The 11,975-nt window shown below is 48.7% G+C and carries 13 protein-coding genes; 10 read left to right on the top strand and 3 right to left on the bottom strand.

The features are described from left to right. Positions 1-3: 3 nt before the first annotated feature. The 3 genes from FXO21_RS19835 to FXO21_RS19825 all read right to left on the bottom strand — a co-directional run bounded on the left by FXO21_RS19835 (position 4) and on the right by FXO21_RS19825 (position 2,215). The gene (locus FXO21_RS19835; RefSeq protein ID WP_192579267.1) at positions 4-1,050 is read right to left on the bottom strand and encodes a sensor histidine kinase; all 1,047 of its coding nucleotides are present in this window, start codon (positions 1,048-1,050) and stop codon (positions 4-6) included. Between the two features lie 104 nt (positions 1,051-1,154). Beyond that, complete coding sequence (locus FXO21_RS19830; RefSeq protein ID WP_149641715.1) at positions 1,155-1,745, bottom strand: O-methyltransferase; 591 nt, start codon at positions 1,743-1,745, stop codon at positions 1,155-1,157. Positions 1,746-1,753: 8 nt separating this feature from the next. Continuing rightward, positions 1,754-2,215 carry an SRPBCC family protein gene (locus tag FXO21_RS19825; RefSeq protein WP_149641714.1) on the bottom strand — a complete coding sequence of 154 codons (462 nt, stop codon included), beginning with the start codon at positions 2,213-2,215 and terminating at the stop codon, positions 1,754-1,756. Positions 2,216-2,359: 144 nt separating this feature from the next. Here FXO21_RS19825 and FXO21_RS19820 point away from each other — a divergent pair, with 144 nt between their 5' ends. The 10 genes from FXO21_RS19820 to FXO21_RS19780 all read left to right on the top strand — a co-directional run bounded on the left by FXO21_RS19820 (position 2,360) and on the right by FXO21_RS19780 (position 11,963). Further along, the gene (locus tag FXO21_RS19820; protein WP_225865766.1) at positions 2,360-2,755 is read left to right on the top strand and encodes a hypothetical protein; all 396 of its coding nucleotides are present in this window, start codon (positions 2,360-2,362) and stop codon (positions 2,753-2,755) included. A gap of 86 nt (positions 2,756-2,841) precedes the next feature. Beyond that, the gene (locus tag FXO21_RS19815; protein WP_149641713.1) at positions 2,842-3,669 is read left to right on the top strand and encodes an MbnP family protein; all 828 of its coding nucleotides are present in this window, start codon (positions 2,842-2,844) and stop codon (positions 3,667-3,669) included. A gap of 24 nt (positions 3,670-3,693) precedes the next feature. Next, the gene (locus FXO21_RS19810; RefSeq protein WP_149641712.1) at positions 3,694-4,782 is read left to right on the top strand and encodes a cytochrome-c peroxidase; all 1,089 of its coding nucleotides are present in this window, start codon (positions 3,694-3,696) and stop codon (positions 4,780-4,782) included. Between the two features lie 27 nt (positions 4,783-4,809). Next, positions 4,810-5,292, top strand: coding sequence for a hypothetical protein (locus FXO21_RS19805; RefSeq protein ID WP_149641711.1), 483 nt, complete (start codon positions 4,810-4,812; stop codon positions 5,290-5,292). Beyond that, on the top strand, positions 5,289-5,909 hold the full coding sequence (locus FXO21_RS19800) for an SCO family protein (RefSeq protein WP_149641710.1): 621 nt from the start codon (positions 5,289-5,291) through the stop codon (positions 5,907-5,909). The genes FXO21_RS19805 and FXO21_RS19800 overlap by 4 nt, the downstream gene beginning before the upstream one ends. Positions 5,910-6,092: 183 nt before the next feature. Further along, positions 6,093-6,263 (top strand): response regulator, encoded by a 171-nt coding sequence (locus FXO21_RS29000; RefSeq protein WP_225865765.1) that lies wholly within the window; start codon positions 6,093-6,095, stop codon positions 6,261-6,263. Continuing rightward, positions 6,257-6,466 carry a LytTR family transcriptional regulator DNA-binding domain-containing protein gene (locus FXO21_RS28995; protein WP_229245222.1) on the top strand — a complete coding sequence of 70 codons (210 nt, stop codon included), beginning with the start codon at positions 6,257-6,259 and terminating at the stop codon, positions 6,464-6,466. Before FXO21_RS29000 ends, FXO21_RS28995 begins: the two co-directional genes overlap by 7 nt. A gap of 318 nt (positions 6,467-6,784) precedes the next feature. Continuing rightward, positions 6,785-7,423 carry an RNA polymerase sigma-70 factor gene (locus FXO21_RS19790; protein ID WP_149641709.1) on the top strand — a complete coding sequence of 213 codons (639 nt, stop codon included), beginning with the start codon at positions 6,785-6,787 and terminating at the stop codon, positions 7,421-7,423. 1 nt (position 7,424) lies between these two features. Next, entirely contained in the window at positions 7,425-8,423 is a 999-nt protein-coding gene (locus tag FXO21_RS19785; RefSeq protein WP_149641708.1) for a FecR family protein, read from the top strand. A gap of 72 nt (positions 8,424-8,495) precedes the next feature. Further along, positions 8,496-11,963, top strand: coding sequence for a SusC/RagA family TonB-linked outer membrane protein (locus FXO21_RS19780; RefSeq protein WP_225865764.1), 3,468 nt, complete (start codon positions 8,496-8,498; stop codon positions 11,961-11,963). Positions 11,964-11,975: the final 12 nt, after the last annotated feature.

Below are 11,975 nucleotides of genomic sequence, written 5' to 3'. Positions count from 1 at the left end.
TCGCTATATTTCTATTTTCAAAATGACCAGATAAGTCTCTTCATCCATGATATTTAGTTCATAACGATCTTTATAGATCAGTTCCAGCCGTTTCCTGACATTCACCAGCCCGATACCGCCCAATGCTTCGTTTGTGTAAGCCGAAGGGGTTTGACTTTTACTATTCTCCACCTTGATAATGAGCTGGTTATCACTTGTAAGGATATCAATATTGACCCAAACCTTTCCAATATCATTACTAAACCCGTGCTTGAAACTGTTTTCTACAAAAGGCAGGATTAGCAAAGGGGCAATTTGAATGTGTCTGATCGCATTGAAAACATTCAGTGAAACGTCCAGCCGGTCTTCGTAACGGATCTTTTCCAGGGTAATGTAGTTCTCAATGTAATCGATTTCCTTTTGCAGCGGCACAATGGTCTTGTTGCTGTCATGAAGCATGTAGCTCAGCAGCTCCGAAAGTTTATGAACGATTTCTGGGGCCTTTTCCGACCTGGTAACCGTAAGTGAATACAGGTTATTGAGCGTATTAAACAAAAAATGCGGGTGGATCTGGGCTTTCAACAGTTTCAGTTCCGCTTCGAGCTTATCGTTTTTCAACTGCTGCTTTTCCTGCTGGCTGCTGTACCATTGCTTTCCTACATGTAACACCACCACAATCGCGACCACCGAATAGACTCCGAACGTTTCGATGATGACCTTGGGCAGATACCAAACCGGGACATCGAGCGCCTGCGGATAGTATTTGGGGTAAATAAGGTGGTAACTGACTGCCCGCTGCATAAATCCAAAGAAAATGATTGAGGCAAACAAATAGGCATAGAATCTGACCGGCCTGCTTTTGTCATGATACACTGTCGTCATCAGGTAGAGGGTAAAGTAGGTAGCCGCGATCTTGACGGGCATGGCTATGGCCGCGATCACAATACGCGACAACGGATCAGCCTCGATAATGGAGGAGATCGGGCCGTCGTACAAATAGTAGGCAATCCAGAATAAAAGATGCCGCAGCAGTCTCTTGAACTGACTGTAACTGGTTGAAATACTGAGCATAGCCATGCTGCCTTGGAACCCTGCAAGATAACGTATTGCGAAAATCCGGAATGCAAAATTCGACCAACGACAATTTAGCCTGACGAAACGACTGCTATTACCGGCTATTTTCTGCGAGAGATAAATTCGCCGTTGCCGATCGGAACGGTGAGGCAGTCAAACCTCGGATCCGCGAGCGCATTGGTGATCATGGGTTTCAAAGCCTGAAACTGATCTGTTGCATTGTCGGCCACTATCAAACCGTTCCTGACCATTTTCCCGGCAATCGCATCGAAGCAGGACTGATAGATTTCTTTTTCTGCATCGAGAAAACAAAATGCAATGTCGCCCAGGCGATCTGCTTCTTCCAGGAAATCATTGTGGATCAGCTCAATGTATTCTTCCAGCCCCGCGATCCGGAACGTTTCGCGGGCGAGAGCAACCTTTTCCGCCGACACCTCGAAGGTTTTTACCTTTCTACCCGTTTCCTTCGCAGCAAAAGCCAGCCATACCGTGGAATAGCCTGCGCTCGTTCCGATTTCGATGATATCCCCGGCGGGCGCATTGACCAGCAACAATGATAGAAACTGACCTGTTTCCCTGGTGATTTGCCTCAAACGCTGCTCCCTCGCAGTCCCGTCCGTACGGTCTTGCCGGTCTATGTTTTCCAGAAAGCGCATTCGTTCTTCAAGTTCCTTTGAAAATTCGCTGAACATGCCCGATGTTATTGGTTTCGACAATATACTTTGAACGCATCCAGGATCTTTGGCCAGCCCTGCTCGGAATCCATGGCCTCGGCATAGCCGGACGCACCATCACCATGTTTTTCGAAATTACTGTGGATCAACGTAATATCGGTTGCGTCATACAAGGATTTGGTAAAAAGGATACTTACCAAGCTCGCTTTGTCCGGATCCGGTTCGGGAATCCGGGCTGGGCTGATCTGCCAGGTAAAACTCAATTTCACGCTTTGCGTAAATTCTGTGACCCTTCCCCAATCGCATCGAAAGCCAAATGGGCCTGTCTCGGTGCACAGACCGTTGACCTGCGGGTTGATCCGGATTTCAACCAGCTTTTCACCCGACCAGGTATACGCTTTCGGCCACCACTGATTCAGTTCATAAACGAAGTAGTTAAATGCATCGTGAGGTGTAGCTGGTACGACTATCTTCTTTGTTACATTCATAAAGTTTACCCGTATGTCTTACCCAAATAGATTTTGTGACATTTTTTTTACTTTTTAAATTCACTTATCCCGTTTACTTTAAAACGTGCGTTATTATCTTTGGAAATCCTTCAAAGCAGCATAATTTATTCAAATACTTCCGAATTGATAAGTTTCAATAAACAGTGGATTGGCCTGAGCCTTTTGATGCTAATGCTTGTAAAAGCATGGTTGATCCCGCTTGTTTGTCTGGATTACGAACTTCGGAAAGAATATATTGCCAAAACGCTGTGTGTGAACAGGAACAAGCCCATACTTAATTGTAACGGGAAGTGCTACCTGGCCAAAAAGCTTGCTGCTGCCAATCAACAGCAGGAGCGCCAGGCCGAGCATGACTATATTGCCAGCCTGATCTACCAGGTGATGGACACCCGGAGCGGTTATGCATTCGAATGCACCCCAGTTTCCTTTCTTTTTACTGATGCGGTGCAATATCGTTATCAGTCTCCGTTTATCGACCGCCTGCTGATCGGCAGCATCTTCCGCCCGCCAGTCGTTTAGTAACCTGTCATTCTTTTCTTGTCTTAACAGTTTACTAAAACATCCATTTTCCCGGCAATGATTTGCTGAGACCAACCTCATATTGTATGAAAAGTATCAATCAATACTGCGCGGCTGCATTCGCAGCCTGCCTGGTCATCCTGTTAACTTCGTGTTCCACCCCTGCCAGTCCAGGCCCCAAACCCGACGTCCCCGCCGGCGGGAAGATCCGGATCGAATTTGACAATGTTGTTGGCGACACAAACCTGGTTTTGAACAATGTTACCTACCACAATGCGTCAAATGAGGATTTTGTGGTTACCAAATTCAATTACTTCATTTCCAACATCAAGCTGACCAGGGCCGACGGAAGTGTATATGTCGTTCCGCAGGATTCCAGTTACTTCCTGATCAAAGAGGGAACCACAGCGACGCAACTCGTCACGCTGAACAATGTACCTTTCGGGGATTACACGGCGGCTGAATTTATGGTGGGCGTGGACAGTGCCCGAAATACTGCCCCCATTGAAAAGCGGTATGGCGTGCTCGATCCATCGGGTTCGATGATGGATGACGGAATGTACTGGGCCTGGAATTCGGGCTACATTTTCACTAAACTGGAAGGTACTTCTTCAAAGGGAAACCCGGTGAATGGTAAATTTTACTACCATATCGGTCTGTTTGGTGGGTATAGTGAGCGGACGGTCAACAACACGCGCGTTGTAAAACTGAGTTTTGGGGAATCAAAAGCCAGTGTCACCGAGAGCAAGGTTCCCGAAGTTCGCCTTCTGGTCGATGTCCTCAAAATTTTTGATGGCCCTGCTACGAATATCCGCATTGCTGAATACAAAAGCATTATGGCCGGCCAACCCGCAAAATCGCAGCAGGTGGCAGATAATTATGTCAACATGTTCACATTAGACCGCATCCGCTAGGTCAATGGGTTTTACGCTTTTGATATGAACAGAGCTATTTTCCTGGTAATGCTTTCGCTGATCTGTTGCAGTACAGCTGAGCAGAAAGATCCCCTGCCCCACAAGACAGGCCCAACACCCATTGTCTGGACCAAACCCAAAGGATTTCCCGATCCGGTGTACGATTTGTCCCGCAACCCGTTGACCGAAGAAGGTGTGCGACTGGGCCGGTTCCTATTTTATGACGGCATACTTTCGAGAACAAACCTGATCGGGTGCGGCACCTGCCATCAGCAGGCAGCGGCATTTACCCATCATGGCCATGAATTAAGCCACGGTGTCGACGACCGGTTGGGTGTCCGCAACTCGCCTGCTATCCAGAACATGGCATGGAACACTTCCTTTTTTTGGGACGGCGGTGTGCACGATCTGGATTTAGTGCCTTTTAATCCAATCGAAAACCCCGTTGAAATGGATGAGAAAGTACTGAACGTGCTGGATAAGTTAAGAAAAACGCCCAGCCCGGTGTCAAAAATCCCGGTCGATTACCCCGGGATGTTCAAGGATGCATTTGGAACGGATGAAATCAATACGGAACGGATGATGAAGGCGCTGTCACAGTTTATGATGACGATGGTTTCGGCCAGTTCAAAGTATGACTACTACCTTGCCGGAGATGCGAATGCGCTCAATGCGCTGGAAAAACAGGGTCTTTCTGTTTTTGAAAAAAATTGCAGCTCCTGCCACCAGGGGGTCCTTTTTACTGACAACAGTTTCCGGAACAATGGCCTTTTGCCCATGCGGAATAACGATCAGGGACGTGCAGCCAATACGGGAAAGGATGCCGACGCGTACAAATTCAAGGTGCCGGGCCTTCGTAATGTGGGTTTTACTGCGCCTTACATGCATGACGGGCGTTACCACACATTGGAGGAAGTGCTGGATCATTACACAAACAACGTCCAAAAACTGGAAACGCTGGACCCGCTCCTGGTACAGTCCGACGGAAAACCAGGCATTGCGTTAACCCAGACCGAAAAACAAAGCCTGATTGCATTCCTGAAAACACTTTCCGACGAGCAGTTTGTCCGGGACACCCGATTTTCCGATCCGGGGATTGGCAATTCACTTTAATTTAAATAACAGGTTAAACAACTTTTTATGAAACAATATTTGATTTTAATCATGGCCGCACTCGCCATAACCGCATGCAACAGCAACCAGAAGCGTGAAAATCATACTGCTCATCACGATACATCCCATGCCAATCACGGACACCCGAAGGCGAAGCAGCTTATGAACCTGCACGACAGTATCATGGTAAAAATGGATGAAATAATGCTCGTTAAGAAGCGGCTAACAAGTATTGCAAATGAACTGGACAGTTTGAATGCGGCAAGTCCGGGTCCGAAATTGCAAAAGCAAAAACAGAAGGCAGAAATCCTGATCGAGCAACTCGGCCGGGCAGATAAGTCGATGATGGGCTGGATGCACCAGTACAAGGCAGATACCCTTGAAAACCTTGACGCAGATCAGCAGGATGTCTACATCGCTGATCAAACCGCTAAGATGGACCTGGTAAACGGTCAGATGCTCGATGCAATATCAAAGTCAAAGGAATTTATTGAAAACAGAAATTTATGAAATATCTAATCGCATGCGTACTGGCGCTGATGATCGGTGCGTGCAAACATAAAAAACTGCCGATACTGGGCGAGCCGGATATTGTGGTAAAAATCGTAGATGGCAAAAAAACGGAAGTAACGGAATATCCGAAAATTCCGGACTATGCTTTTATCAACCATAAAAATCAGGTGTTTACCCAAAAGCAGATGGAGGGGAAGATTTATGTGGCAGATTTCTTTTTCACAACGTGCCCGACGATCTGCCCTGTCATGAAATCGAACATGCTAACGGTTGTGGAGCGTTTCAAAGATAATCCTGAAATCAGCATCCTTTCGCATACGATCGACCCTGAACATGATACACCTGCCGTGTTGGGAAAATATGCCGAAGACCTGGGCCTGAAAGGCGACATGTGGCAGTTCGTTACCGGTGACCGGGAAAAAATCTATGAAATTGGTCAAAAGCATTACCTGGTTAGCGCAATGGCAGACCCCGATGCGCCGGGAGGTTTCATTCACAGCGGCTCATTCGTACTGGTCGATAAAAACAAATATGTCCGTGGAATTTATGACGGCACTTCCAGTGAGAGTACAGCCAGGCTCATAGCTGATATGGCTGTACTGTTGGAGGAGTAGATCCTCCTTATGCAGCGCAATTATCGATAGTATCCAACCACGGCCAAACCACTGTGGTTGAATACTATCGCCAAAAAAACTCATCCGCCCGACCTAAATCCTGCATATATTGCATTTGTCAAAGCAACATGCAGACGGACCTTTCCCACGCAAGGCCCATACCTCCTGAAAAACAGGGATACCATGAAAACAGACGTGAAGTTGCTCATTGTTGAGGACGATATGATCATCGCCGCCGACATGGCCATGCAACTTAGCAAGCTGGGATATGAAGTGAGCGGAATTGTGCCCCGGGGCGAAGAGCTGATCGCAACTACTGCCGCCTCTTCACGGCGAACAAAGAATACTTGCTGACCGCCACCCTGAAAGTGATGGAAGACAAGCTTCCGGCCAGTGTTTTTGCGCGGGTCCACCGCTCCTATCTGGTGAATCTTACGCAAATGGACGAAGTAGGCGAAGGGCATATCGGGATCAAGGGAAAGAGTGTGGCGTTAAGCCATAACCTCCGCGACGCATTGCTAAAAAGGATCAGGAAGTTTAGGATGATTCTTCGGTAAGTTGGCACTCAAAATTGATATGGCGATAGCCGTGGGGTTAATCACCTACAATGGTACCTTCGTGTGGAATATCCGCCTTCCCTTTCCTACCTGCTTTTGTCTTTTCGGACGTGCTATGCCCTTTTATCTGAAACCCGATCAACCAAACAGGCAATGCGCCTAGCGGTACGGCGGCCGACAGGATTTCAATACACACCCACTCAGCAAAAATTTTTCACATTTTTTTTAAAAAAAATCCTGATTGGACTAAGGGGCATTTTCTCAGAAGTTGTCTTGTATATTATGGACCGGTTCAAAGAAAAATCTGTCCTGCTCCTTATGACTGATAACCTGCCACACAATTCCCCCGGGAAGAACATTGAGTCAGACAAAGTGTTGAACCTCGGACCCAGGCCGGCTCAGACCGACGGTCCGATCGATAGTGAATGGATGATCCGGAATGGTTTTGAAAAAAGTCCGAAACACGGTTTTGAATTGTTGTTCAAACGCTACCACAAAGTACTGTGCAGTCACGCCGCGCGCTTCGTATATTCAGATACGGTAGCTCAGGATATTGTCAGCGAGGTTTTTTGCAAACTATGGAAATCCCGGTCGTACGAAAAAATCACTACCTCTTACCGCTTTTATTTATTCCGCTCCGTGAGGAATGAGGCCTATAATTATATCAGGCTGGAATTTCAGCCGACGGAACAACTGGAAGTCGCTGCAGGCCACGTATCCAGCAACGGCCAGCTGCCGGACATGATCACGCAGTATGAAGAAATCCTGAACCATGTGGAGCGGCTTGTACAAAACCTTCCGCCTCAGTGCCGTAAGATTTTCCTGATGAGCCGTTTTGAGGAAAAAAAGTATCAGGAGATCGCAGACGAGCTGGGCATATCTATTAAAACGGTAGAAGTACACATCAGCCGGGCGCTGCTTTCGTTGCGCCACGGATTAAAAGAACATTGGATTTAATATGAAACCAACAATCAGCAAGAGGCTCATATTCGACCATTTTGCAAACAAAACTTCTCCGCTGCAACGCACTGCCATTGAAAACTGGCTGACAGACAGGGACAACGAAGAGCTTTATTATCAATGGCTGGAAGAATGGGAACGAAACCACCTTCAATACGATGCGCCAAGCGAGATAGCGCTGGAAAATTTTTTTTCAATCGTTGAACAAGAGGAATCCGCAAGGCCTGAGGAGCACATAAGCTTCTATGAGAAGCTGGCAAACTGGACCAATTACCACGCCGGAAAAATCGCCGCGGTGATCGCGATCGCACTCGGACTGGCCTGGTACAACCGGGATACAATCACTTATATCTCGTACAAAACCGGTTACGGAGAGATTGAAACTTTTGAGCTCAGCGACGGCAGCAAAGTGAAGCTAAACGGGAACTCGGTATTGAAGCTGTCCCGCTGGAATTTTGGAGAAACGAAAAGAGAGGTTTTCCTGAAAGGCGACGCGAGCTTTGACGTAGAACACCTTAAAAATCACCAGAAATTCATCGTCAATACGCCCGAAAACTTTACTGTGGAGGTATTAGGCACCGAATTTACAATGTCGGCGCGAAAATTCGGGTCCAAAGTGGTACTCACCAACGGAAAAGTGAAACTGCATTACAAGGAAGCTGCCAAGGAGAAGGAACTCGTGATGAAACCCGGGGATGTAGTGAAGCTCAAAAAAGACCGGCCCATGGAAATAACCCGCACGGAAGCACCTGAAACTTACTCTGAGTGGGAAAACAAACGCTTCGTGTTCGACGAAACTACCCTGGAAGAAATGGGCTATCAGCTTCAGGAAACCTATGGACTAGAAGTGACTTTCAGTAACCAGGCGATCGCCAACCGGCAACTGATGGGGTCTTTTAAAGGACGTACCATCGACGAATTTTTACAATCGATCGCGGAGGTACTCGACCTCTCGGTAAGCCGGGAAAATAACAAAGTGCTTTTTACAGACCATTAAAAAAAGCGGCCGATACCTGGTATGTACGACCGCCTCCCATACCCAAACTGTCCCTAATCAACTTAACCCATCATGTCCAGACATTACTACCCGGCTACCATTTGGGGAGCTCTCCTCTTTCTCCATTTGCTGATTTCTGTCCCGGCAGGTGCCCAGGCGCTGGCTATAAACCAGACAAAGCAAGACAAAACGAATGCGCAGCGTCCCGCTAAAACGCTCTTGCTGAAAGATGCGCTCAACGAGCTGAAACATCACTTTCGGATCGATATTCTTTTCGACTCGCAGGCCACAAACGGTGTGCAGGTACCCAACTTTCGCATCAACAAACAATGGAATGTAGAAAAGAACCTGGACGAAATGCTTACTCCGCTGGGCCTGACTTACAAAAAGGTAAACAAAAGCTCGTATCTGATCGTCGACCGGAGCAGCAGCGCCAGTAGACCTGCATCCGGAACGATCAAAACGGCTGGTTTTGAAGATGGAGCTGAATCGCCGGGCGGATTGAACAAGACAGCTGCAAATGAGACAGAATCGACTGGTACATCAGCCCAGGCACGCGCGGATGTGACTATTTCTGGTAAAGTAACCGATGAGGCGGGCGAACCTTTGCCGGGTGTGAGTGTGATGGTCAAAGGTACCCAGCAGGGCACAGCCACCAGCGTGTCGGGTGAGTACAGACTGACACTGAACGCATTACCCGTATCACTGGTGTTTTCGTTTGTCGGATATTTATCAAAAGAAATAGAAGTAACCAGCCAGTCGAACCTCTCGGTTAAGCTGGCCGCTGATACGAAGGCGCTCGAAGAAGTGGTGGTAGTGGGATACGGTACCGTTAAAAAAAGTGACCTGACCGGTGCGGTATCCAAGATCGGCGAAGGAAATATCAAAGCAACCCCCATAGTGTCACTCGACCGCGCCATGCAGGGCCGTGCGGCAGGCGTACAGGTAGTAAGTAACTCAGCCAGACCCGGCGGCAGCTCCACGATCCGTATCCGCGGTTCGGGTTCCGTCAATGCCAGTAATGACCCGCTTTACGTGGTCGACGGATTTCCTACAGATAACCTGAACTCCATCAACCCAAACGACATCGAATCCATTGAAATCCTCAAAGACGCTTCGGCAACAGCCATTTACGGTTCTAGGGGTTCCAATGGCGTGGTGATGGTCACTACCAAACACGGCAAAGCCGGAAAAACGGTGGTGAGCTATGAAGGATATTATGGAATTCAGTCTGTACGCCGCAAAATACCCTTGCTGAACGGACAGCAATTTGCCGAGTTTGTGAACGATGCACAGGTTAACAATGGAGGCACCCCCTATTTCGACGGTTCCACCGCCGACAGACCGTTACCCTCGGCAATCGGCGAAGGAACCGACTGGCAGGATGCCATCATCCGGAATGCGCCCATCCAGAATCACCAGCTCGGTATCTCGGGCGGCTCTGAAAAATCAAGGTATGCGATCTCCTTTGGCTATTATGACCAGGGAGGTATTATCAAAAACTCCAACTTCAAACGGTATACGTTGCGATCGAACATTGACTCGGATGTTTCGTCACGGATCAAGGTCGGTCTTACTTTTCAGGGAGCCTATACACAGAATAACGACGCGCAGACAGAACCTACGGGCAACCTCGCTTACACGGGCGTGATCAGTGCAGCGCTCAACTATTCCCCCACGTTCAAACAATACAATAACGACGGCACCTACTACAAAAACCAGGGACAATTGAATGGGCTCGGTGCCGACAATCCGCTGGCGCTATTGAATGAGTTTACAAACAGAACCACGGCAATCAGGTTACTCGCCAACTCTTTTGTCGACATCAAAATTATGGAAGGGCTGAACCTCAGAAGCAGCATCGGGGCCGACGTACAGGCTTCCCGCTTCAACTATTATGTCACCAGGAACGCGCTTGTAGGCGCCAGTGCGCTGGGAAGCGCGGCGGTGACCACGAGGCAGCGGCTCAACTGGCTCAATGAGAACACATTGAACTACACCAAAACCTTTAACCCTAAAAATTCATTCAGCGCTTTGATCGGTTACACGATCCAGGAGATCAAGACAGAAGAAGCTGTCGCCAGAGCCAATACATTCTCGGACGATTTCGCCGAATACAACAACCTGGAAGCCGGATCCACGCTGATCGCCCCATCTTCCTCCGCCAGTGAATGGGCGCTGATCTCCTACCTGGCACGTGTGAACTACGGCTACGACGATCGTTTCTTACTCACCCTGACCGGCCGCCGCGACGGCTCCTCAAGATTTGGCCCCAACCGCAAGCAAGGCTTTTTCCCATCGGGAGCGCTGGCCTGGAAGCTGCATAATGAGAAGTGGTTCAGCAACATTACTGCGTTTACCGAGGCAAAGCTGCGTACCAGCTACGGATTGTCGGGTAATCAGGAAATCGGTAATTACAGATATCTGGCCAACATCAGCGCCGCTCCATACGTGATCGGCGGTGTACTGAACACCGGTTCGGCCACGGCAAGTATCGGCAATCCTGACCTCAGATGGGAGAGAAACGCACAATTCGACATTGGCCTTGACCTGGGCCTGTTCCGCAACAGGATCAGTATTTCCGCCGATTATTATTACAAAAAGACATCCGACCTGCTTTTCGACGTGAGCGTACCTACTTCGTCAGGGTTTTCAACAACACTCAAAAACATTGGCAGCGTGCAGAACAAAGGGCTGGAACTGGCGCTCAATACCATTAACGTCGACAAAGGCGGTCTGAGGTGGAGTTCTGAATTCAACATTACATTCAACCGGAACAAAATCCTGACCCTCGACGGTCGCCAGGAATTCCGGACCGGCTCTGACGCGACGATCTCCAACACTTCCCAAAACCCCATCCTGCTTCGCGTTGGAAGCGAGCTGGGTAACTATTTCGGGTTGGTGATGGACGGGATTTTCCAAAACCAGGGGGAAATCGACAACTCGGCACAGAAAACAGCCAAGCCGGGTGATATCCGCTACGTAGACCGCAACGGCAACGGCGCCATCAATGACAACGACCGCGACATCCTCGGCAGCGCCAATCCTGACTTTTTCGGAGGGATCAATAACACGGTGTCTTACAAGGGTTTTGAGTTCAATGTCTTCGTTCAGGGATCTTATGGTAATGAAATCCTGAATTACGGTTCGTTCGACCAGCTGAATTTTACAGGCGGTAATAACCAGTCGGCCCGGGTACTTGACCGCTGGACGCCTGGCAACCCAAGTAATACCATCCCCCGCGCCAATGCCGCCGGCGGCTCACGGCTCTTGTCGACTTTGCATGTGGAAGACGGTTCTTATTTGAGGTTCAAGAACATCTCGCTGGGCTATAACCTGCCCCAGCAATGGCGCAGCAAACTGCGGTCGCAGCAGGCCAAAATCTACGTTGCCGCACAAAACCTGTTCACGCTCACCAAATACACCGGCTACGATCCGGAAGTGAACCGGTATGGAAGCTCTTCACTGAGCCAGGGTATCGACTACGGCGGGTATCCTGCTGCCAAAACCATTCTTGTAGGACTGAATCTGACATTCTAAAATTCAAAACCC

Source organism: Dyadobacter sp. UC 10 (assembly GCF_008369915.1).
Taxonomy (GTDB): Bacteria; Bacteroidota; Bacteroidia; order Cytophagales; family Spirosomataceae; genus Dyadobacter.
This window is presented reverse-complemented; position numbering and strand designations above follow the sequence as displayed.